Genomic DNA, 23,415 nt, shown 5'->3' with positions numbered 1-23,415 from the left:
GCCCTTCCTGATCTAGACCTTCACCAGATTATTTATCGGAACTTCGGTCATGGCTAAACCACCCAAAAAAGTTTCCAGCCCCAATACGCCTGGCACTTCATCGACCCTCCCCAGACCCTCCCCTGAGGATGACGTGGCCAGGATCGGCCCATCCGGCCGCGCTGACACGCCTGTGCGTGGAGGCGAAACGCCTACAGACCCACCTGCCCCAAATACCTTGCCAGGGCGACACGTCTCAACAACCGCCCGTTGTCGTCACCAACATGCCTGGCCGCACCGCCGGCCACTTCGTGCAACACGAAAACCTGGTGTCCTGGCCCCTTGAACGGATTGACCAACTGATTCAAGTCGGTGACACAGGGCTCTTCATGAACAAGGAGCAAAGGTTATATGCCAATCTTGAAAAAGCAGGGATTGGCAGAGTGGAACCCAACGCCAACGGCGATTACCAAGTCTATTTCCGTCAGCACCGTGCTGGTCCGCAACGGGTATGAGGTATTTCCTTTACTGAATGAGCATCTCCATTTTTCCGTCAACTCCAGGCGAACAAAAAGTGGGTTCGCGCGTGACCGCTTCGACCTTCGCGGTCCCCGTCCATCTGATCAACAATCCACTGGTGATCAGAAAACTACCCGCCGCTGACGGGCTTGGAATTCGTTGGCACAACCTGAGAAGTTATGTCGAGTTGCTCGACGAAGGCATTGTTCAAGTCGTCAGAAACGCGAATGGCGATTATCAGGCGACCTTCGGCCAGGAATGGACACCGTCCGGCCCCGTACTCGAGAGGGTTGGACTGACACGATTCTGGCGCCGTAAAGCTCCGACGCAAACCACTGATCAACTGACGGCTCGTCAACCGTCCTCCACCGTCGAAGAAGCCGGTCCGAGCAAGCGCCAGCGCCTTGAGGAACATGAACAGCAGCCAGGCCCCCGTGGACCCGAGCAACAGGTTATTCCTCTCTACCCCGCCCACCCGACCAATGAAAACCCCTGCCTGTGGGCATCCTGGGGAAAGGTCAACAAGCCGCATTCAACGGAATCCATACAGATCGGTGAACTGCATTATGAAACGGTACCCAAGGTCAAAAACGTACCAAAAGTCTTGAATTACCTCCAGCATCCCCAATTCCAGCCTTCTCGTTTCGACTTGTTTGAACAGATGTTGCACGCGAAACCCTGGTTGCAGCCCGTACCGGTAGTCCTGAACAGCGATGGCAAGTGGATTGTGAATAGCACCCGCCGATTGTTTGAAAAACCGATGACAGAGTCTGTTTCAACTACCTTCCCGGACTTTTCACCGGTCACCTCGCGCGCTGTCGCAAAGCGACTATTCGAATATTCGGGGGGATCCGAGGTAATCGCCCGCGACGGCTTGTACACCACCATATTGACGCTGGATCACTGGAAGGAACGGGCGGGCATCTTTGATGCAAAGTTCGAAAATCCGATTGATTTATTGCCTGTCGCTTCACGCATGGATGATGAGGGGACAATCATTTCCATGGTGCCTCCGGAATTTGGTGAACCCTTGCGCAGGCTGGACTTCCTCCCCAGGCATTTCCAGATGGAATGGGACAGCTTTGTCCCAACGCCAACGGCGATTACCAAGTCTATTTCCGTCAGCACCGTGCTGGTCCGCAACGGGTATGAGGTATTTCCTTTACTGAATGAGCATCGCAATCCCAAGCTGATATTCAAACGCGCAGGCCACGAGAAGGTTTACTTCCTGAAACTCGGCATTGTTGAGAGAAATGCGATTGAAATAAACCCGTCTCCCGTGCCCGAATTTGCCTACCCAGCTTTAGTTTCACAGGTGGGTAATGAAGCCCAGCAAGCACTCACCACCGCCAATCTACAAAACAACATCGTCTGGCTAATAGGTGGATTTCAAACAGCTCCGTTAGGCTGGCAGTCAGTTTTCATTATCAGAGAGCGTTAATAACAGCCATCTTTATTTACAGCCGAAATTCACTAAAGCTCCTTATCAGATCTTCGATGCTTATCGCTCAGACATCACCAACTTAACTAACTTTTAAGGAACACTGCTCATGGCTAAACCGCCAAAAAGAGTTGCAACTTCCAATACACCCGCCACTTCAACAACCCTTCCAAGGTCTTCATCAGAAGACAGTCGGGTACGAGGAAGCAGTCACGCCGCAACGGTCGGCCGACCGCTGGGAGACGCCAATCCCGTTTCCGACGCCAATGTGTCAAGTTCATCGCAAAGTACCTTGCCTCGTCAGCCAGTCGTCGTTACCGACATGCCGGTTCCCGCAACAAGCGCCGCCGAAATCGCTGCCAGCATGATTTCCTGGCCTCGAAACAAGGTCGATGAGCTCTTCAAGATCGCCAACACCGGGCTGTTCATGAGCAGCCGGCAACAGCTTTACGCGGATATTGGAGAGGAGGGCATTTTTCTGATCAGAACAAATGCGAAAGGCGATTATCAGGTTCCCCTCCCGTTTGCCCCAGGCCAACCCGGCCCGATCCTCAAGAAAATCCCTGGCCAGCCACAGTGGAGAATCGCCCGAGAGGGCCTGGTTCTCCCCACCGCAGGCGTACCAGCGAGGCCGGAAGCGCTGGAGATCATTCCCCGGCACTTGGCCGAAAAACTGACGCCACCCAATGCCAACGGCCTGCGCTACGACAAGCTGAAAAGAACCTATGTCGACCTTGCGGAAGAAGGCACGGTCATGGTTCGTAAAAATACGAACGGGGACTATCAGGCCTCCTCAACAAGCGAATTGACCCCTTCGGGCCCGCTACTCGAAGGCATTGATGGGATGACGCTATGGCAACGCAAGACAATCAACACCACAGCCTCAGACGCGGAAGAGTCAGGCCCCACGCCAGGCAAGCGCCCTCGCCTGGATCAAAATGCCGAGGCGTCCGACCCCGTGGCAGATAACAGCCATCCTGCCGGCACCTTGAATGAAAACCCCTATTTGTGGGCCTCCTGGGGAAGAATAACCAAACCAGATTCGGGCGAATCCATAAAAATTGGTCAGCTCCACTACCCGATCGTGCCAAAGGGGCCGATGGCCGATCAGCTACCCCTCGTTTTCATTCAACACCCCGGATTTGCGCCTTCGCGTTTCGAGGTATTCGAACGCATGTTGCAGGAAGCACCTTCGTTGCAACCCGTTGCCACGTCCCACCACGCCGGCACAAATATTCGGAAAGTCGACGGCGCTACTCGCCTCTTTGAGAAATCACTGACGCAACAGGTCGCGGATGTCTACAAGGGTTTCACGGAGCCGACTTCGCGCGCCGTTGCCAAGCGACTATTTGAGGTTTCCAATGAGTCGCAGGTGTTCAATGGCCGCGGGTTGGCGCTAATGATGCAAACCTTTCGCCATTGGCAGGGCAAGTCGACCATCGGCGTGCCACGACTCGGCGACCCGTTGGATATGTTGCCTGTCGCGTCCGGCAATGAAGGCGCCAGACGGATCGTCGAATTGCTCACTCCAGATTCCGTAGCGCCCTTACAGCAGTTGAACTTCAGACCCGAGAGCACTCATGCCTGGCAGTCCTACGCCGAGTTGCCCAACGGACCGGGTCGACTTTCGTTACTACTTGCTTCGATACTGGGCCACAACGGCTACAAGGTCTTCCTTCCTGCAAACGCTGAGAATGTTCAGCTCACGCCCCCAACGCTGGTATTTAAAAAGCCCAATCACAACAAGGTCTACTTTCTTAAACTGGGACGTGTGGAGACCGATGCGATTGAAATCAAGCCGCCGCCCATACCAGAGCTTGCCGACCCTCTGCTGAGGGCACGAGTGGGTGCCGAAGCCCACCAGTTGCTGCTTGCCGCCAATGCGAAGGGTGATGTGGTATGGCTGATAGGTGGCGTCCAGCACCCGCTCGCAGGAAATCCTTCTGTTTTCATTATCAAGGAACGCTGACAGAGAAACGTGCGCACCTCGTCGTCGGTTAGCGGGGCGCAACCCAAATGTGTTGGGTCAAACACGACGCAAAAAAAAGCCCGCAGTGTGAGCGGGCGAAAGACCAAAGAAGCTATATGCGCAGTCGCTTCCAGGTTGAGGCAGCTGCTTGGGGGATCAGCTGCCGCGGTACGTGGAATAGCTGTAAGGCGAAATCAGCAGTGGCACATGGTAGTGATCCTGTTCGGCACTGATGCCGAAGCGCAGCACCACCACGTCNAGGAACGCAGGTGCAGGCAGCTGAACACCGCGGGCGCGGTAGTAATCGCCCGCATGAAACTGAACCTGATAGACCCCGGAACGGTAGTCATCGCCTTGCAGCAGCGGTGCGTCGAAACGGCCGTCGCTGTTGGTGATCGCGGTGGCAACCAGCTCCAGCTGCGCGCCTTCGACGCGGTACAGCTCGACCTTGATGTGACTGCCGGGGCAGCCGTGTGCGGCGTCCAAAACGTGTGTAGTCAAACGTCCCATTGATTCTGCGCGCCTGCCTGCACGGAGCAGTCAGGCCTCGCGCCTCCCGAAGTCAGTTGAAAAGGAGACCGCACCGGTTCGGAGCACGAAACGCTGCGGCGAGGGGCTGATTAAGACACTTTTCAAAAAAATTGTACACAATAAAAACGACATTTTTAGCGCTGCCCTCGCCAACCAGGGGATTGCAGCGAATCCATCGCCAAACCTTACGCTCAAAGGACCTCCTATCCATTAACTGACCAATTAGGCAGGTTTCTTGCAATAACATGCACAGATGACAGTTCATCAAAAATGCAAAAATTCAGGCTTACAAAGTGAATATAAAGTTGTATACAATCAGCCCATCGCTGTGACGCCAGCCTGTCATCTCACCGCCAGGCCGCCACACAACGCTACCACGCACAAGAAGGAAGACTGCAGTGAGCGCTGACTACCCACGCGACCTGATCGGTTACGGCAGTAACCCTCCTCACCCACACTGGCCGGGCAAGGCGCGCATCGCGTTGTCTTTCGTACTGAACTACGAAGAAGGCGGCGAGCGCAATATTTTGCACGGTGACAAAGAGTCCGAAGCCTTCCTCTCGGAAATGGTCTCGGCCCAACCGCTGCAAGGCGAGCGCAACATGAGCATGGAGTCGCTGTACGAATACGGCAGCCGTGCCGGTGTGTGGCGCATCCTCAAGTTGTTTAAAGCATTCGATATCCCGCTGACCATCTTCGCCGTGGCCATGGCCGCCCAGCGCCACCCGGATGTGATCCGCGCGATGGTCGCCGCCGGTCACGAGATCTGCAGCCACGGCTATCGCTGGATCGACTACCAATACATGGACGAGGCCCAGGAGCGCGAGCACATGCTCGAAGCGATCCGCATCCTCACCGAACTGACCGGCGAGCGCCCACTGGGCTGGTACACCGGGCGCACCGGCCCCAACACACGGCGGCTGGTGATGGAGGAAGGCGGCTTCCTCTACGACTGCGACACCTATGACGACGACCTGCCCTACTGGGAACCGAACAACCCCACCGGCAAGCCGCACCTGGTGATTCCCTACACCCTGGACACCAATGACATGCGCTTCACCCAGGTCCAGGGTTTCAACAAGGGCGACGACTTTTTCGAGTACCTCAAAGACGCCTTCGACGTGCTGTATGCCGAAGGCGCCGAAGCACCGAAAATGCTCTCGATCGGCCTGCACTGCCGTCTGATCGGCCGTCCGGCGCGACTGGCCTCGCTCAAGCGCTTTATCGAATACGCTAAAAGTCATGAACAGGTGTGGTTCAGCCGTCGCGTCGACATCGCGCGCCACTGGCACGAAACCCACCCGTACCAAGGGGCTGCCAAATGAGCACCTTTCAAACGCTGAAACCCTCGACCCTGAGCCGCGATGAATTCATCAACGCCTTCGCCGACATCTACGAACATTCGCCATGGGTGGCCGAAAAGGCCTTCGACCTGGGCCAGGACGCCTCGATCGATGAGATCGAAACCCTGCACCAGCGCATGAGCGACATCCTGTTGAGTGCCGATCATGCCAGCCAGCTGGCGCTGATCAACGCTCACCCGGACCTGGCCGGCAAAGCCGCCGTCCAGGGCGAGTTGACCGAAGCCAGCACGAATGAACAAGCTGGCGCCGGTATTCACCAATGCTCGAGCGACGAGTTTTCGCGCTTCACCGAGCTGAACGACGCTTACAAAGCCAAGTTCAAGTTTCCCTTCATCATGGCGGTAAAAGGCAGCAACCGGCATCAGATCCTGGCCGCGTTCGAAACGCGCATTCACAACCCGGCAGACGCCGAGTTCCAATGCGCGCTGGCGGAGATCAACAAGATCGCCCTGTTCCGTTTACTGACCCTATAGCGAGCCTTGCCCGAGTGTTCTTAAACGCGAAAAGCACCCAGGGCACTGCAAGCATCCCAAGCCAACTTATTAAAGGCAGACAAGAAGAATGAAAGCTTACGCCGTACCTTTCGAGAAGTTCGTCAACCTGGCCGACGCCCGTCTTGGCACCAAGATTCTTTCGGTGACCGATGACTGGTTCGCAGACGCCAACCGCCTGTTCCAGCCGACTCCGGCCGTGTGGAAGGAGGGCGTTTTCGATGACAACGGCAAGTGGATGGACGGCTGGGAGTCGCGCCGCAAGCGCTTCGAAGGCTACGACAGCGCGGTGATCCGCCTGGGCGTACCGGGCTCGATCAAAGGCGTGGACATCGACACTTCATTCTTCACCGGCAACTTCCCGCCGTCGGCCTCCCTGAAAGCCTGCTTCCTGGCCTCGGGCGATCCTGACGAAAACACCCAGTGGGTGGAAGTGCTCTCGGCCGTCGAGCTGCAAGGCAACAGCCACCACTACCACGAGATCAACAACGACAAAGCCTTCAGCCACTTGCGCTTCAACATCTACCCGGATGGCGGCGTGGCCCGTCTGCGTGTGTACGGTGTGCCGTTCCGCGACTGGTCGTCGGTGGGTGACAACGAACAAGTCGACCTGGCTGCAGCCTTGAACGGCGGTCGTGCCCTCGCTTGCTCCGACGAACACTTCGGGCGCATGAGCAACATCCTCAACCCGGGCCGTGGCATCAACATGGGCGACGGCTGGGAAACTGCCCGTCGTCGTACACCGGGCAATGACTGGGTGATCGTCGCGCTGGGCCACCCGGGTGAGATCGAGAAAATCGTGGTCGACACCCTGCACTTCAAGGGCAACTACCCGGACACCTGCTCGATTCAGGGCGCGTTCGTGAAGGGCGGCACCGACAGCCAGATCGAAACCCAATCGCTGTTCTGGCGCGAACTGCTGCCGGCGCAGAAACTGGAGATGCACGCCGAACACACCTTCGCCGAGCAGATCAAGGCACTGGGCCCAATCACCCACATCCGCCTGAACGTGTTCCCGGATGGTGGTGTGAGCCGCCTGCGCGTATTGGGCAAGGTCGCTAAATAAGCGCTGAACCTCATCGCTGGCAAGCCAGCTCCCACAGGTTTTGTGAACGCCACAGTCCACTGTGGGAGCTGGCTTGCCAGCGATGACGATAGAACCCACAACACAGAATTCAGAAAAGAAGACCAGCATGCGCACACTGACGATCGAACCCCTGACCAAAGAAGCCTTCGCCCCTTTCGGTGACGTTATCGAAACCGACGGCAGCGATCACTTCATGATCAACAACGGGTCGACCATGCGCTTTCATAAACTGGCGACGGTCGAAACCGCGACGCCTGAAGACAACGCCATCATCAGCATCTTCCGCGCCGACGCGCAGGACATGCCGCTGACCGTGTGTATGCTGGAGAGACACCCGCTGGGCAGCCAGGCTTTCATTCCGCTGCTCGGCAACCCCTTTCTGATCGTGGTCGCGCCACTTGGCGATGAACCTGTATCGGGCTTGGTCCGCGCCTTCGTTACCAACGGCAGGCAGGGCATTAATTACCATCGCGGCGTCTGGCACCACCCGGTGCTGACGATCGAAAAGCGGGATGACTTCCTGGTGGTTGATCGCAGTGGCACCGGCAATAACTGCGATGAGCATTTTTTCAAAGAGGATGAGCGGTTGATCCTCGCCCCCCACCAATAAGAGAAGGTCTGATCACTCGACAACAGAGTGACAGGCGAGAGGTAAAGACTGTGGAAGCACATTTGATGGAATGGCTGAACCTTAGCGTGCGCTGGGTTCACATGATCACCGGCGTCGCGTGGATCGGCGCTTCTTTCTACTTCGTCTGGCTGGAAAACAACCTCAATCGCGTCAACCCCAAGGACGGCCTGGCCGGCGACTTGTGGGCGATCCACGGTGGCGGTATCTACCACCTGGAGAAATACAAACTGGCCCCACCGACCATGCCGGACAACCTGCACTGGTTCAAATGGGAAGCCTATTTCACCTGGATGTCCGGCATCGCGCTGCTGTGCGTGGTGTTTTACGCCAACCCGACCTTGTACCTGCTGGCNCCCGGCAGCAGCCTGACCGGCCCTGAAGGGGTCGCACTGGGCATCGCCTCGTTGTTCGTCGGCTGGTTCGTCTACTCCTTCCTCTGCGACTCGGCCCTGGGCAAACGCCCTGCCCTGCTCGGCTTNATCCTGTTCGTGCTGTTGATTGCCGCTGCGTACGGCTTCAGCAAAGTGTTCAGCGGCCGCGGTGCGTACCTGCATGTGGGCGCCGTGATCGGCACTATCATGGTCGGTAACGTGTTCCGCATCATCATGCCCGCACAGCGCGCGCTGGTGGCGGCGATCGCGGAGAACCGCACACCCGATCCGGCGTTGCCGGCCAAGGGTTTGTTGCGTTCACGTCACAACAACTACTTCACCTTGCCAGTGCTGTTCATCATGATCAGCAACCACTTCCCGAGCACCTACGGCAGCCAATACAACTGGCTGATCCTGGCCGGTATCGCCGTGGCGGCCGTGTTGGTGCGTCACTACTTCAACACCCGTCATGACAGTCACAAGTTCGCCTGGACGTTGCCTGTCGCGGCTGTTGGCATGATCTGCCTGGCTTACGTGACGGGCCCGGCGCAAATGCCGAGCGCACCTGAAGTGGCCAAGGCGCCTGGCACCATCGAGTACCAGCCGCTGCCGGAAACCGCGGTCGGTGGCGGTGCTAAACCTGCCGCTGCGAAGCCTGCAGAAGCACCGGTCCAGGCGTCCAACGCCGGCCCGAGTTTCGACAAGGTGCACAGCGTGATCCAGGAACGTTGCTCGGTGTGCCATTCGGCCAAGCCCACCAGCCCGCTGTTCAGNACGGCACCGGCTGGCGTGATGTTCGACACCCCNCAGCAGATCCAGCAAATGGCGCCGCGCATCCAGGCTCAGGCCGTCACNAGCCAGATCATGCCGCTGGGCAACATCACCCAGATGACCCAGCAGGAACGTGACCTGATCGGTGCGTGGATTGTGCAGGGAGCTCCGACCAATTAAGTAGCAAAAGCATCGCGAGCAAGCTCGCTCCCACACAGGCAACACACATCCTGTGGGAGCGAGCTTGCTCGCGATTGGCCGCCTGTGGGAGCGAGCTTGCTCGCGATTGGCCGCACTGCGGTCAACCTGATGCACAAAATCACAAGAATAAAAAAGATCCGAGGTGTTGCATGTCCGAGCTATCCGAAGCGCGCATCCCCGACGCACCCGCTATTCAGCGTTTGCCCCTTTTGCAACTGATCCTGGTCGGCCTGCAACACGTTCTGCTGATGTACGGCGGCGCCATCGCGGTGCCGCTGATCATCGGGCAGGCCGCTGGCTTGAGCCGTGAAGAAATCGCCTTTCTGATCAACGCCGACCTGCTCGTCGCCGGTATCGCCACGCTGGTGCAGTCGTTCGGTATCGGCCCTGTGGGCATTCGCATGCCGGTGATGATGGGCGCCAGTTTCGCCGCCGTCGGCAGCATGGTCGCCATGGCCGGCATGCCAGGGATCGGCTTGCAGGGCATCTTCGGAGCAACCATCGCCGCCGGTTTCTTCGGCATGATCATCGCGCCGTTCATGTCCAAGGTCGTGCGCTTTTTCCCGCCGCTGGTGACTGGCACGGTCATCACCTCGATCGGTTTGTCGCTGTTTCCCGTGGCCGTCAATTGGGCGGGCGGCGGTGCCGGCGCCACGCAATTCGGTTCACCGATTTACCTGGCCATTGCCGCGCTGGTGCTGGCCACCATTCTGCTGGTCCACCGTTTCATGCGCGGGTTCTGGGTCAATATTTCCGTGCTGATCGGCATGTGCCTGGGCTACGTAATCTGCGGGCTGATTGGCATGGTCGACCTCAGCGGCATGGCGGATGCCCCCTGGGTGCAGATTGTCACCCCGCTGCACTTCGGCATGCCCAAGTTTGAACTCGCACCGATCCTGTCCATGTGCCTGGTGGTGGTGATCATCTTCGTCGAGTCCACCGGCATGTTCCTCGCNCTGGGCAAAATCACCGGCCAGGAAGTCTGCCCAAGNATGCTCCGCCGTGGCTTGTTGTGTGATGCCGGNGCCTCGTTCTTCGCCGGTTTCTTCAACACCTTTACCCACTCCTCGTTCGCCCAGAATATCGGCCTGGTGCAGATGACCGGCGTGCGCTGCCGCTCGGTGACGATCATGGCCGGGGCCTTTCTGATTGTGCTCAGCCTGCTGCCCAAAGCCGCGTTTCTGGTGGCCTCGATTCCACCGGCGGTGCTGGGCGGCGCAGCGATTGCGATGTTCGGCATGGTGGCCGCGACCGGGATCAAGATTCTTCAGGAAGCCGACATCGGTGACCGTCGCAACCAGTTGCTGGTGGCGGTGAGCATCGGCATGGGGCTGATCCCGGTGGTGCGTCCGGAATTCTTCGCGCACTTGCCGTTGTGGATGAGTCCGATCACCCACAGCGGCATTGCGATGGCGACGTTGAGTGCGCTGTCGCTGAACCTGCTGTTCAACATTCTTGGCGGCCGCGAACGCGCGGCGATCAACGACTGCCACGCCCAGTAACAGGTAACGACACAAAACCCTGTGGGAGCGGGCTTGCTCGCGAAGAGGTCGTCACATCCAACATCAATGTTGACTGGCAAACCGCTTTCGCGAACAAGCCCGCTCCCACAGGGTTGGGGGTTGCCTGTGCCTCAAACAATAAAAACAAGAGGGAGCAACAGATGATTCGGACTCAAAAAAACCTGCTGTTGGGCAGCAGTCTCCTGGCTGCAAGCCAGGCCATGGCCGGCGATTTACTGCTGTGGCAGACCAACAGCCTGAGCTATTTGTACGGCAAGGATTTCGCGGTCAACCCGTCGATCCAGCAGACGATAACCTTCGAGCACGCCGACCGCTGGAAGTACGGCGACAACTTTCTGTTCGTCGACAGCACTTACTACAACGGCGAGAAAGACCGGAACAAAGGCGTTCACGCCTATTACGGCGAATTCAGCCCGCGCCTCTCCTTCGGCAAAATCCTCGACCGCCGTTTCGAATTCGGCCCGATCAAGGACGTGTTGCTGGCCATGACCTACGAGAATGGCGAAGACGACACCGAGGCCTACCTGATCGGCCCCGGTTTCGATCTCGCGGTACCGGGCTTCAATTTTTTCACCTTGAACTTCTACTATCGCCAGACCGAAGGCTCGCGTCCCGGCGACGATGTCTGGCAGATCACGCCGGCCTGGTCCTACTCCCTGCCATTGGGCAACTCGAGCCTGTTGATCGACGGCTACATCGACTGGGTCGTGGATAACGACCAGAACTCACAGGGCACCTACCACGCCAACCTGCACGTCAACCCGCAGATCAAGTACGACCTGGGCAAAGCCTTGGGCTGGCGGGAGAAACAGGTGTACGTCGGCGTCGAGTACAGCTATTGGAAAGACAAGTACGGCATCGAAAACAACGGCAACTTCGACACCCATGAAAACACCACCAGCCTGCTGGTGAAGGTGCACTTTTAAGATGGCCCGCAACCGTGCTCCAAACCTGTCGTCGGTGCGCTGTTGCGGGGCACTTGAGACCTGGCCAAGGAGTCAGTATTCTCCGCGGCCGCCTGAATCCGCTTTAAAAAAAAGCCCGGATTTAATTCCTGACCAGAAAGCCAACTTATCCCGGCTCTGCACGGTACCAAGGCACTCCAACCCCCCTCTCAATCGACTGCTCTTGAGCAGCCGAGCGGGAGTTTTTTGGCTTTTCGAACGCCTTGGCTCAGCTCTTGCTAACAGCACTAAAGCTGACCGACTGGATGATTTTTTACCGCTACAGAAAAAGGCGCCACACCAGAGCGTCGACCTTAGAAAAAAAACGTGGAACCACCTACTTTTTGGGAGCAACCGAATGAAACGCACGTGCACCAGCCTGATGCTTGCGGGATCGTTACTGGCCGGGGGCCAGGCAATGGCCGGCGACCTGCTGCAATGGCAGAACAACAGCCTGACTTATCTGTATGGCAAGGATTTCCAGGTCAACCCGCGCATTCAGCAAACGGTGACCTTCGAACACGCCGATGGCTGGAAATACGGCGACAACTTCTTCTTCATCGACAAGATCTTCTACAACGGCAAGGAAGACACCTTCGCGGGCAAGAACACCCACTACGGTGAGTTCAGCCCTCGCTTGTCGTTTAACAAGATCTTCGACCAGAAACTCGAATTTGGCCCGATCAAAGACGTGCTGCTGGCCATGACTTACGAGTTCGGTGAAGACGATACCGAGTCCTACCTGATCGGTCCTGGTTTCGACCTGGCGATCCCTGGGTTCGACTACTTCCAGCTGAATTTCTACAACCGCCATACCGAAGGCGACCGTCCGGGTGACAACATCTGGCAGATCACCCCGGTCTGGTCCTACACCATTCCGGTCGGCGATTCGAACATCCTGATCGATGGTTTCATGGACTGGGTGGTCGACAACGACGTCAACAAAAAAGGCGAATATCACGCCAACCTGCACTTCAATCCGCAGATCAAATACGACCTGGGCAAGGCACTGAACCTGGGCGAAAAGCAGTTGTACGTCGGCGTCGAATATGACTACTGGAAAGACAAGTACGGCATCGAAGACAGCCAGGGTTTCAAGACTGATCAGAGCGTGACCAGCTTCCTGGTCAAGGTTCACTTCTGATCCGGCGGCGTCTGTAAGGACGCCATCGCGAGCAAGTCGAATCGTCGCACCNACAATCTGTGGCACAACACAAAACCTGTGGGAGCCAGGCTTGCCCGCGATGGCCGCACCGCCAATCTCAAGCCGATACCATAGATTCCGACAACCCCAGAAACCGGCACAACTCCCCGCGCTTGGCCAACGCATCCCGCCGCCCCAGATCAATCAGCTCGCTGCAATACCCCGCCTCAAACAGCAGATAACTCAGCACCCCCGCCCCACTGGTCTTGGTCGCCCCCGGCCCGCGCAAGAACAGGCGCAACGCCGCCGGCAATTCCTGCCGATGCCGCGCGGCAATTTCATCGATCGGCTGACTCGGCGAAATCACCAGCACGTCCACTGGCGCCACGCCCAACGCGCGCGTCGGCGTGTCATCGGGCAGCAAGTGACTGAACTGATTCAGACGCTGCAGCAACTCGATGTCACCTTCCAGGCTGTCAATGAACGTGCTGTTGAGCATGTGCCCACCGATCTGCGCCAGGGTGGGTTGCTGACCGGTGTAGGCGCGTTGCAGCGGCTGCTCCGGGTCGACGCCGCGCGGGTTGCCGCTGACGCCCACCACCAGCACCCGACTGGCGCCCAGATGCAGGGCCGGGCTGATCGGTGCCGATTGGCGCACCGCACCATCGCCGAAATACTCTTCGCCGATTTTTACCGGTGCGAACAACAAGGGAATCGCTGAACTGGCCAGCAAGTGATCGACGGTCAATTGCGTGGGGACGCCGATCCGCCGGTGGCGCAACCAGGCATCGATGGTGCCGCCACCCTGATAGAACGTGACGGCCTGCCCGGACTCGTAACCGAACGCCGTGACCGCCACCGCCTGCAACTGCTTCTGGGCGATGGCCTCGGCGATACCGTTCATGTGCAGTTTGTCGTCGAGCAAACCGCGCAGCGGCGAACTGTTGAGCAGCGCCACCGGAACCTGGGCGCCAAGCCCGAGCAGACTGTGGCTGACAAAGCGGCTGGCTTGGTGGATGACACCTGGCCAGTCGCTGCGCAACACCAGGTGGCTGCGAAAGCCCTGCCAGAAGGCGGTGAGGCGCTGGATGGCGGCGGTGAAGTCCATGGCACCGCTGGCCAGGCTCACCGCATTGATCGCGCCGGCCGAGGTGCCGACAATCACCGGAAAAGGATTCGGCGCCCCCGGTGGCAGCAACTCCGCAATCGCCGCCAGCACCCCCACCTGATACGCCGCCCGAGCCCCGCCGCCGGAAAGAATCAACCCTGTAACCGGTTCAGCAGGACTCATCGCAACACTCCATGGTGCAAAAAAGGGATCTGGGGATCAGCCGCGTTTCTTGTACAACTTCGGCTCGCCCGGTGGACGGCTCTTGAAGCGTCGATGGGCCCAAAGGTATTGCTCGGGGCACTCACGCAGGGCACCTTCGACCCACTGATTGATGCGCAGGCAATCGGCCTCTTCGGTCTCGCCGGGGAAACCTTCGAGCGGCGGGTGGATCATCAACCGATAGCCGCTGCCGTCCGCCAGACGCTCCTGGGTAAACGGCACCACCAGCGCCTTGCCCAACCGGGCAAATTTGCTGGTGGCCGTCACGGTAGCCGCCTGAATGCCGAACAACGGCACGAAGATACTTTGCTTGGCGCCGTAGTCCTGGTCCGGCGCGTACCAGATGGCTCGGCCCGAGCGCAGCAATTTGAGCATACCGCGCACGTCGTCGCGTTCCACCGCCAGGGAATCGAGGTTATGCCGCTCGCGACCCCGGCGCTGGATGTAGTCGAACAACGGGTTCTTGTGCTCGCGGTACATGCCGTCGATGGTGTGCTGCTGCCCCANCAGGGCCGCGCCGATTTCCAGGGTCGTGAAGTGCAAGGCCATCAGGATCACGCCCTTGCCGTCCAGATGCGCCTTTTTCAGATGCTCCAGGCCTTCGACATGGGCCAGCTTCGCCAGNCGCTGACGNGNCCACCACCAGCTCATGGCCATTTCAAAGAAAGCGATGCCGGTGGAGGCGAAGTTTTCCTTGAGCAGGCGCTTACGCTCGTCGGTGGATTTTTCAGGGAAACACAGTTCCAGATTGCGCTTGGCAATGCGCCGTCGGTCGCCGGCCAGCCGATACATCAGTGCGCCGAGCAGGCGACCGATAAACAGCAACGCCGGATACGGCAACTGAACAATCAGCCACAACAGCCCCAAGCCACACCATAGCGGCCAGAAACGCGGCATAAGAAATGTTTTTCGAAAACGCGGGCGATCCATTACAGATTCCGGTAAAGACAAGGGCCGCGCATTCTACAACGGTTCGACTCGGCTTGCGGCCCGTGGATGTTCTCGTTATAAGTCTCGACACTTTTCGTGACAAGCCGCTTTTGCCGACCATGAGCCAAACCGAACCGCTAGACCAAGATCCCGTGTTCCAGCTGAAAGGCAGCATGCTCGCCATCACCGTGCTGGAGCTGGCCCGCAATGACCTCGANNCCCTGGACCGCCAACTGGCCGCCAAGGTCGCCCTGGCGCCGAATTTTTTCAACAATGCCCCACTGGTGCTGGCCCTGGACAAACTCCCGGCCGGCCAAGGCGCGATTGATTTGCCCGGCCTGATGCGCGTGTGCCGCTCCCATGGCTTGCGTACCCTGGCAATTCGCGCCAGCCGCATCGAAGACATCGCCGCCGCCATCGCGGTCGATTTGCCGGTGCTGCCGCCGTCCGGCGCGCGTGAGCGTCCCCTGGACCCGCTCGAAGGCCAGGTGAAGAAAAAGCCGGAAAAGCCGCCCGAGCCGACCCTCAAACCGACGAAAATCATCACGTCGCCAGTACGTGGTGGCCAGCAGATTTATGCCCAGGGTTGCGACTTGGTGGTGATCTCCCCGGTCAGCCCGGGTGCGGAACTTCTGGCCGATGGCAACATCCATGTATACGGCCCGATGCGCGGACGTGCGCTCGCCGGNNTCAAAGGCGACACGAAAGCCAGGATTTTCTGTCAGCAGATGAGCGCTGAACTGGTCTCCATCGCCGGCCACTACAAGGTTTCCGAGGATCTGCGCCGCGACCCTTTGTGGGGCGCGGGCGTGCAAGTCAGCCTGTCAGGCGACGTGTTGAACATCATTCGGCTTTAACGGATACTGCCGCATTTTCCAAGCATCTCTAAAACGTAGCGAAAACGGCTCAAACGAAGTAGGAAAAAGGCCAAACGCAGTGTTTAACGCTGTTCTGGACCGGATTCCAGCCAAGGCTGTCCGACTGCAGTAGTTTTTCAAGAGATGTTTTTCAGGGNCGAAAAGTCCTTTTTCCTTAGGGGTGAAACACCTTGGCCAAGATTCTCGTGGTTACATCCGGCAAGGGTGGTGTGGGTAAGACCACCACCAGCGCCGCTATCGGTACCGGCCTCGCTCTGCGCGGCCACAAGACAGTCATCGTCGACTTCGACGTCGGTTTGCGTAACCTCGACCTGATCATGGGCTGCGAACGCCGCGTGGTGTACGACTTCGTCAACGTAGTGAACGGCGAAGCCAACCTGCAACAGGCCCTGATCAAGGACAAGCGCCTTGAGAACCTGTACGTGCTGGCCGCCAGCCAGACCCGTGACAAAGACGCGCTGACTGTGGAAGGCGTGGAAAAAGTCCTGATGGCGTTGAAAGAAGACTTCGAATACGTGGTCTGCGACTCCCCTGCCGGCATCGAGAAAGGCGCCCACCTGGCCATGTACTTCGCCGATGAAGCCATCGTGGTGACCAACCCGGAAGTGTCCTCGGTACGTGACTCGGACCGCATGCTCGGCCTGTTGGCCAGCAAATCCAAGCGCGCCGAAGATGGCCAGGACCCGATCAAGGAACACCTGCTCCTCACCCGTTACAACCCGCAGCGTGTGAGCGATGGCGAAATGCTGGGCGTCGAAGACGTCAAGGAAATCCTGGCGGTCGCCCTGTTGGGTGTCATTCCGGAATCCCAAGCGGTACTGAAAGCTTCCAACTAGGGCGTGCCGGTGATTCTTGACGACCAGAGCGACGCCGGCCAGGCGTACAGCGATGCCGTAGATCGTCTGCTGGGCAAAACCGTGGAACATCGTTTTCTCGATGTGACGAAGAAGGGCTTCTTCGAGCGCCTGTTTGGAGGTAGATAATGAATCTTTTTGACTTCTTTCGCGCCAACAAAAAGCCAAGTACCGCGTCGGTAGCGAAAGAGCGTCTACAGATCATCGTGGCGCACGAACGCGGCCAACGCAGCACACCGGACTACCTGCCAGCCTTGCAAAAGGAACTGGTCGAGGTGATTCGCAAGTACGTCAATATCGGCAACGATGACGTGCACGTCGCCCTGGAAAACGACGGCAGCTGCTCGATTCTGGAACTCAATATCACCCTGCCTGATCGNTAGTCGATCCAGCGGGAGCCACGGCGGCTCAGGGCCCTTCTTTCACTGGACGGGGCCTGAGCCGCCGTTGGCGTTTGTTACGACGGATCGCTAGTCGATCCAGCGGGAGCCACGGCGGCTCAGGGCCCTTCTTTCACTGGACGGGGCCTGAGCCGCCGTTGGCGTTTGTTACGAGGCTGTTTTAATGCCGTTGTCCAACATCCGCATCATCCATCAGGACGCCGCTGTCCTGGTGGTGAACAAGCCGACCTTGCTGCTCTCGGTGCCCGGCCGCGCCGATGACAACAAGGACTGCCTGATCACCCGCCTCCAGGAAAACGGCTACCCCGAGGCCCGCATTGTCCATCGCCTGGACTGGGAAACCTCAGGGATCATCCTGTTGGCCCGTGACCCGGACACTCATCGCGAGTTGTCTCGGCAATTTCACGACCGCGAAACCGAAAAAGCCTACACCGCCTTGGCCTGGGGCCAGCCGGCACTGGACAGCGGCAGCATCGACCTGCCCCTGCGCTACGACCCGCCGACCAAACCACGCCATGTGGTCGACCACGAGTTCGGCAAACACGCCCTGACCTTCTGGCGAGTGCTGGAACGTTGTGGCGACTGGTGCCGCGTCGAACTGACGCCGATCACCGGCCGCTCCCACCAGTTGCGCGTGCACATGCTCTCCATCGGCCATCCGCTGCTGGGTGACGGTCTCTACGCCCACGAGCAGGCCCTGGCCGCTTGGCCGCGTTTGTGCCTGCACGCCAGCATGCTCAGCTTCACCCATCCGCAAACCGGTGAACGCTTGCGCTTCGAATGCCCCGCACCGTTTTAAGCACTGCCTGACAAGCAGTCGCCTGCTTTAGCAAAAGGATCCCCATCCCGATGAGTTGTACCGATTCCCTGGCAACACCCGTCAAGAAAACCCGCCACCAACTGCTTTACCTGATCTACGGCAACCAGGACGTTTACCGGCGCGAAGCCAAATTCAGTATTTTGACGGCGCTCTCCCATGCCAGGAACGGCAAGCTCCCGAGCATCCGAATCCTCACGGATCGCCCTCAGGATTACGCCGGCTGGCCGGTTGAAACCGTCACGCTGACCCAGGAAACCCTGACCCTGTGGCAAGGCGAAAACGGCTATCACCATCGCCGCAAGGCCTGCGCGATGGCCGCCGGTCTCACGCTGGCGGAAAAAACCCTGTTCGTCGATACCGACACACTGTTCACCAGCGACCCGAACCTGATCTTCAACCAGATCCAGCCGCAGCACTACTTGATGGATCGCTTCGAGTACGACTGGCAGGACGTGTGTGAACGCCCCGACTACGTGAAGCTGGGCGGTTGCCTGCGCGCTCACGGCGTCACTGCGCAGAACGGTTTCAAGCTGTACAACAGCGGACTGTGCGGCGTGACCGACCGCGACGCCGCGCTGTTCGAAGAATCGATCAAGCTCATCGACGAGTGGACCCGGGACGGCTTCGACATCCACACCATCGAGCAGATCGCCCTGTCGTTCGCGATGCGCGACAAGCCGGTGTATGAAGCCCGAAAATACATCTATCACTACTTCGCGGAAAAACGTTTTTTCCATGCGATGCAGGCGTATTTCTTCTCTCAGCATGGCGAGCAGTTCAGCCGCGAGCTGGTTGAACTGTGCCGAGACGTGCCGCGGGTCAAACCCTTCCCTTCGGCCTGGCAACGGCTGAAAATCAAATGGAAGCTGCGTCATCAGAGCGGCGCCCTGCGAAAAGTCGGCCGCGATCTGCTGTACGGCAGTGCGGCGCCCGATCACCCGTACTACACGGCCTGCCGCCACGAATGGTGGGAATGTGCCTCGCGGGAGATCCTTCGCTGGGACCAGGCTCAACAGAAAAAGCTGCTGGAGACTCATCAGAACGGCTGGCCCCGGCAATTGCCCAAGCCCGAAAAGCCTGAAGATGAGCGGATCATCATGAAGTACCTGAAAAAGCGGGTAGCGGCTGCCAGCTGACGTGACCGGTTCACGTCATGCCCAAAGGCCCCGGCCAATACGTTAAACTCCCGCCCACTGCTGTCTGGAGCTATTTATGCGCGAAGCGTTGAATCAAGGCCTGATCGACTTCCTCAAGGCCTCCCCTACTCCTTTTCATGCCACTGCCNGCCTNGNCCAGCGTCTGGAAGCGGCGGGTTTTGTGCGCCTTGACGAGCGCGAGCCGTGGACCACCGAAGCCAACGGTCGTTATTACGTCACCCGTAACGACTCGTCGATCGTCGCCATCAAGATGGGCCGCCACTCGCCGCTGCAGGGCGGGATTCGCCTGGTCGGCGCCCACACCGACAGCCCGTGCCTGCGGGTCAAGCCCCAGCCGGAGCTGCAGCGCCAGGGCTTCTGGCAGTTGGGTGTGGAAGTCTACGGCGGTGCGCTGCTGGCCCCATGGTTCGACCGCGACCTGTCGCTGGCCGGCCGCGTGACCTTCCGCCGCGACGGCAAGGTCGAGAGCCAGCTGATCGACTTCAAGGCGCCAATCGCCACCATCCCGAACCTGGCAATCCACCTCAATCGTGAAGCCAATATGGGTTGGGCCATCAATGCCCAGACCGAACTGCCACCGATCCTCGCGCAATTTGCCGGTGACGAGCGCGTGGACTTCCGCGCCGTGCTCACCAATCAGCTGGCGCTAGAACATGGCCTGAATGCGGACGTGGTGCTCGATTACGAGCTGAGCTTCTACGATACCCAAAGCGCGGCGATCATCGGCCTGCATGGCGACTTCATCGCGGGCGCGCGCCTGGACAACCTGTTGTCGTGCTACGCCGGCCTGCAAGCCTTGCTCACCAGCGAAACCGATGAAACCTGTGTGCTGGTGTGCAACGACCACGAAGAAGTCGGCTCCTGCTCGGCGTGCGGCGCCGACGGTCCGATGCTTGAGCAAACCTTGCGTCGCCTGCTGCCTGAAGGCGACGAATTCGTGCGCACCATTCAAAAGTCCTTGCTGGTCTCGGCCGACAACGCCCACGGCGTGCACCCCAACTATGCGGAAAAGCACGACGCCAACCACGGCCCGAAACTCAACGCCGGCCCGGTAATAAAGGTCAACAGCAACCAGCGCTACGCCACCAACAGCGAAACCGCCGGCTTCTTCCGCCACCTGTGCATGGCCCAGGAAGTCCCGGTGCAGAGTTTTGTGGTACGCAGCGACATGGGCTGCGGCTCGACCATCGGCCCGATCACCGCCAGCCATTTGGGCGTACGCACCGTGGACATCGGCCTGCCGACGTTTGCCATGCACTCCATCCGTGAACTGTGCGGCAGCCACGACCTGGCCCACCTGGTCAAAGTGCTGAGCGCGTTCTACGCCTGCCAGGAATTGCCGTAATTCCTGAAAAGCATCGCGGGCAAGCCCGCTCCCACAGGTTAATGCGAAACCCTGTGGGAGCGGGCTTGCCCGCGATGGCAATCGAACCGACAACAGGCNGGGCAAGCCCGCTCCCACAGGTTAATGCGAAACCCTGTGGGAGCGGGCTTGCCCGCGATGGCAATCGAACCGACAACAGGCTCACTTCTGACACGCATCACCACCGGTCGCCCAAAAGCCACCTAGACTTTAAATATCCCTTCCGACAAGGCAGTCACCCATGATCTCGATGTCTTCATTCCACGCCATGCTGATCCCCATTCTCGCCGGGATGATCTTGCTGGCAATCGGCTTCAACTTCCGTGACAAAAATGCCGGTGTGTTTGCCATGTGGATCGGCATGCTGATGATCCTCGCCACCGTGGTGTTCAAGATCCTCGCCAAACTCAACGAATAAATCCTCCCCCTGGCTCGCATTGATTTTGACGGGCTCGTACACTCGGCCGATCTGTTCATCCCGAGGTTGACCGCCTAGTGTTCGCTCGTCTTTTCGCTCTGCCGTGTTTTTTCCTTGTCTGCCTGATGACGCTGCTGCCGATGGCGCCTGCCCAGGCGGTCGGTTTACCGGGCTTGCTCAACAGTTCGGCCAAGACCCAGCCAGAAGCGCAGGAACCGCTAGGCCAATCGCTGGACGAAGTCATCAAGTCGCTGGAGAACGATCAGCAGCGGAGCAAACTGCTGGCGGACCTGAAAAAGCTGCGCGACGTCACCAAAAAGGCGCAGCCGGCCACCGAAGAAGGTGTACTCGGCCTGATCGGCGGCACACTGGCCAGCTTCGAAAAGCAGTTTTCCGGGGCCGACAGTCCCCTCACGCGCTGGTCCGAAGAGTTTGACCTGGCCAAAGACGAACTGACCGCGCTAATGCTGCCGGCCAACGAATGGCTGCCGATCATCTTTGCCTTCGCCATGATTCTGATGGTCTGGAGCCTGCTGGCCGCTGCGCTGATCTGGGTCAGTCACCGGGTGCGCATGCGCTTCGGCCTGACCGAAGAATTGCCGCAACACCCCAAGGCTCNGGACATGCTGCGCTTCGCCCTGCGCAAATTGGGGCCATGGCTGATTGCCCTGGTCATCACGGTTTACCTGAGCTATGTCCTGCCCTCGTCCCTGGGCAAATCCCTGGCGATGGTGCTGGCTTACGCATTGGTGGTCGGCACCTGTTTCTCGGCGATCTGCGTGATTGCCTTCTCCGTACTGGACGGCCCGCATCGCCATCGCGCCTTGTACATCCTGCGCCATCAAGCCTTTCGGCCGTTGTGGCTGATCGGCAGTTTCGCGGCGTTCGGTGAAGCGCTGAGCGACCCGCGCCTGGTCGCCAGTCTGGGCAGTCACCTGGCCCACACCGCCGCCACCGTCGCCAACGTCCTGGCAGCNTTGTCCACCGGCGTATTTATCCTGCGTTTCCGCCGGCCGATCGCCCACCTGATCCGCAACCAACCGCTGTCCCGGCGCCTTACCCGCCGCGCGCTCAGCGACACCATCGATATTCTCGGCACCTTCTGGTACGTGCCGGCCCTGGTGTTGGTGGNCATCTCGTTGTTTGCCACCTTCCTGTCTGCCGGCGACACCAGCACCGCCCTGCGCCAATCTCTGTTATGCACGGTGTTGCTGGTGTTGTGCATGGTCATCAACGGCCTGGTTCGTCGTCATTCGCTTAAACCGCAAAAGGGTGTGAAGCGTCATGCGCTGTATTCGGAGCGTCTGAAAAGTTTCTTCTACACCCTCGCCCATCTCGTGGTCTGGCTGGTCTTCATCGAACTGGGCCTGCGGGTCTGGGGCATGTCGCTGATCGCGTTCACCGAGGGCGAAGGCCATGAAGTCAGCGTCAAACTGTTCAGCCTCGCCGGNACGCTGCTGTTTGCCTGGTTGATCTGGATCCTCAGCGACACCGCGATCCACCACGCCCTCACGCGCTCGCGCAAAGGCCTGGCCAACGCGCGTGCGCAGACCATGATGCCGCTGATTCGCAACGTGCTGTTCGTGACCATCTTTATCATCGCCGCCATCGTCGCCCTGGCGAACATGGGCATGAACGTCACGCCACTGCTGGCCGGTGCCGGTGTGATCGGCCTGGCCATCGGTTTTGGTGCGCAATCGCTGGTAGCGGACCTGATTACCGGCCTGTTCATCATCATCGAAGACTCCCTGGCCATCGATGACTACGTGGACGTTGGCGGCCACCTCGGTACCGTCGAGGGCCTGACCATCCGTACCGTGCGCCTGCGGGACATCGACGGCATCGTGCACACCATTCCGTTCAGCGAAATCAAGAGCATCAAGAACTACTCGCGGGAGTTCGGCTACGCGATCTTCCGGGTGGCGATCCCCTACAACATGGAAATCGACGACGCCATCAAGTTGATGCGCGACGTCGGCCAGAAAATGCGCAACGACCCACTGCAACGCCGCAACATCTGGTCGCCGCTGGAAATTCAGGGCGTGGAAAGCTTCGAGTCCGGCAGTGCGATCCTGCGCGCGCGCTTCAAAACCGCGCCGATCAAGCAGTGGGAAGTGTCGCGGGCGTTCAACCTGTCGCTCAAGCGCCATCTGGATGAGGCCGGGCTGGATTTGGCGACACCGCGGATGAGTGTGCAAGTCATCACGGCGGGTGGTGGGCCGCAGAAGGATGTGTCCGCTACTTGATTACAGGGTGGCTGTCAGGGCCCCATCGCGGGCAAGCCCGCTCCGACAAGGC

At 59.1% G+C, this 23,415-nt stretch carries 20 protein-coding genes and 1 pseudogene; 18 read left to right on the top strand and 3 right to left on the bottom strand.

What is annotated here, in order from left to right; all coding sequences use genetic code 11:
• Positions 1-511: 511 nt before the first annotated feature.
• Complete coding sequence (locus B7L09_RS31795) at positions 512-1,939, top strand: hypothetical protein (RefSeq protein ID WP_141213510.1); 1,428 nt, start codon at positions 512-514, stop codon at positions 1,937-1,939.
• A gap of 109 nt (positions 1,940-2,048) precedes the next feature.
• Positions 2,049-3,908 carry a hypothetical protein gene (locus B7L09_RS26750; protein WP_176457778.1) on the top strand — a complete coding sequence of 620 codons (1,860 nt, stop codon included), beginning with the start codon at positions 2,049-2,051 and terminating at the stop codon, positions 3,906-3,908.
• Positions 3,909-4,064: 156 nt separating this feature from the next.
• Here B7L09_RS26750 and uraH read toward each other — a convergent pair whose 3' ends face one another.
• Positions 4,065-4,418 carry a hydroxyisourate hydrolase gene (uraH, locus tag B7L09_RS26745; RefSeq protein ID WP_094471385.1) on the bottom strand — a complete coding sequence of 118 codons (354 nt, stop codon included), beginning with the start codon at positions 4,416-4,418 and terminating at the stop codon, positions 4,065-4,067.
• Between the two features lie 419 nt (positions 4,419-4,837).
• Between uraH and puuE the strand changes: the two genes are divergently transcribed.
• From puuE to B7L09_RS26705, 8 genes are all read left to right on the top strand, one after another.
• Positions 4,838-5,764 carry an allantoinase PuuE gene (gene puuE, locus B7L09_RS26740; RefSeq protein WP_094471384.1) on the top strand — a complete coding sequence of 309 codons (927 nt, stop codon included), beginning with the start codon at positions 4,838-4,840 and terminating at the stop codon, positions 5,762-5,764.
• On the top strand, positions 5,761-6,276 hold the full coding sequence (uraD, locus tag B7L09_RS26735) for a 2-oxo-4-hydroxy-4-carboxy-5-ureidoimidazoline decarboxylase (RefSeq protein WP_094471383.1): 516 nt from the start codon (positions 5,761-5,763) through the stop codon (positions 6,274-6,276). The genes puuE and uraD overlap by 4 nt, the downstream gene beginning before the upstream one ends.
• Before the next feature lie 88 nt (positions 6,277-6,364).
• Positions 6,365-7,360 (top strand): allantoicase, encoded by a 996-nt coding sequence (gene alc, locus B7L09_RS26730; RefSeq protein ID WP_094471382.1) that lies wholly within the window; start codon positions 6,365-6,367, stop codon positions 7,358-7,360.
• A 127-nt stretch (positions 7,361-7,487) separates the two neighbouring features.
• The gene (locus B7L09_RS26725) at positions 7,488-7,991 is read left to right on the top strand and encodes an ureidoglycolate lyase (protein WP_008005655.1); all 504 of its coding nucleotides are present in this window, start codon (positions 7,488-7,490) and stop codon (positions 7,989-7,991) included.
• Between the two features lie 50 nt (positions 7,992-8,041).
• Positions 8,042-9,334, top strand: coding sequence for a urate hydroxylase PuuD (locus B7L09_RS26720; RefSeq protein WP_094471381.1), 1,293 nt, complete (start codon positions 8,042-8,044; stop codon positions 9,332-9,334).
• Positions 9,335-9,504: 170 nt separating this feature from the next.
• The gene (locus B7L09_RS26715; protein ID WP_094471380.1) at positions 9,505-10,857 is read left to right on the top strand and encodes a nucleobase:cation symporter-2 family protein; all 1,353 of its coding nucleotides are present in this window, start codon (positions 9,505-9,507) and stop codon (positions 10,855-10,857) included.
• A 161-nt stretch (positions 10,858-11,018) separates the two neighbouring features.
• On the top strand, positions 11,019-11,804 hold the full coding sequence (locus B7L09_RS26710) for an outer membrane protein OmpK (protein ID WP_094471379.1): 786 nt from the start codon (positions 11,019-11,021) through the stop codon (positions 11,802-11,804).
• A 376-nt stretch (positions 11,805-12,180) separates the two neighbouring features.
• Positions 12,181-12,966, top strand: coding sequence for an outer membrane protein OmpK (locus B7L09_RS26705; RefSeq protein ID WP_094471378.1), 786 nt, complete (start codon positions 12,181-12,183; stop codon positions 12,964-12,966).
• Between the two features lie 118 nt (positions 12,967-13,084).
• On the opposite strand, the gene B7L09_RS26700 is transcribed toward B7L09_RS26705, so the two are convergent.
• Complete coding sequence (locus B7L09_RS26700) at positions 13,085-14,257, bottom strand: patatin-like phospholipase family protein (RefSeq protein ID WP_094471377.1); 1,173 nt, start codon at positions 14,255-14,257, stop codon at positions 13,085-13,087.
• A 36-nt stretch (positions 14,258-14,293) separates the two neighbouring features.
• A complete protein-coding gene (locus B7L09_RS26695; protein ID WP_094471376.1) occupies positions 14,294-15,226 on the bottom strand; it encodes a lipid A biosynthesis lauroyl acyltransferase in 933 nt (310 codons plus the stop codon).
• Between the two features lie 119 nt (positions 15,227-15,345).
• On the opposite strand from B7L09_RS26695, the gene minC reads away from it, so the two are divergent.
• The 8 genes and pseudogenes from minC to B7L09_RS26660 all read left to right on the top strand — a co-directional run bounded on the left by minC (position 15,346) and on the right by B7L09_RS26660 (position 23,363).
• Positions 15,346-16,083, top strand: coding sequence for a septum site-determining protein MinC (gene minC / locus B7L09_RS26690; RefSeq protein ID WP_094471375.1), 738 nt, complete (start codon positions 15,346-15,348; stop codon positions 16,081-16,083).
• A gap of 191 nt (positions 16,084-16,274) precedes the next feature.
• Positions 16,275-17,087: pseudogene (minD, locus tag B7L09_RS26685) on the top strand (septum site-determining protein MinD).
• Entirely contained in the window at positions 17,087-17,341 is a 255-nt protein-coding gene (minE, locus tag B7L09_RS26680; protein WP_094471374.1) for a cell division topological specificity factor MinE, read from the top strand. The pseudogene minD and the gene minE overlap by 1 nt, the downstream one beginning before the upstream one ends.
• A 181-nt stretch (positions 17,342-17,522) precedes the next feature.
• On the top strand, positions 17,523-18,158 hold the full coding sequence (locus tag B7L09_RS26675) for an RluA family pseudouridine synthase (RefSeq protein ID WP_094471373.1): 636 nt from the start codon (positions 17,523-17,525) through the stop codon (positions 18,156-18,158).
• Between the two features lie 50 nt (positions 18,159-18,208).
• Complete coding sequence (locus B7L09_RS26670) at positions 18,209-19,315, top strand: hypothetical protein (protein WP_094471372.1); 1,107 nt, start codon at positions 18,209-18,211, stop codon at positions 19,313-19,315.
• A gap of 76 nt (positions 19,316-19,391) precedes the next feature.
• Positions 19,392-20,681, top strand: a complete 1,290-nt coding sequence (locus B7L09_RS26665) for a M18 family aminopeptidase (protein ID WP_094471371.1) — start codon at positions 19,392-19,394, stop codon at positions 20,679-20,681.
• Between the two features lie 259 nt (positions 20,682-20,940).
• On the top strand, positions 20,941-21,117 hold the full coding sequence (locus tag B7L09_RS32060; protein WP_176457777.1) for a hypothetical protein: 177 nt from the start codon (positions 20,941-20,943) through the stop codon (positions 21,115-21,117).
• 77 nt (positions 21,118-21,194) lie between these two features.
• Positions 21,195-23,363: a mechanosensitive ion channel family protein gene (locus B7L09_RS26660; RefSeq protein ID WP_094471370.1), complete on the top strand. Its 2,169-nt coding sequence runs from the start codon at positions 21,195-21,197 to the stop codon at positions 23,361-23,363.
• Positions 23,364-23,415: the final 52 nt, after the last annotated feature.

Origin of the sequence: Pseudomonas mandelii (assembly GCF_002251635.1) — a bacterium.
In the GTDB taxonomy this organism is placed as follows: Bacteria; Pseudomonadota; Gammaproteobacteria; order Pseudomonadales; family Pseudomonadaceae; genus Aquipseudomonas; species Aquipseudomonas mandelii_B.
Note: the sequence above shows the minus strand (reverse complement) of the source record. Positions and strands in the feature narration are given on the sequence as shown.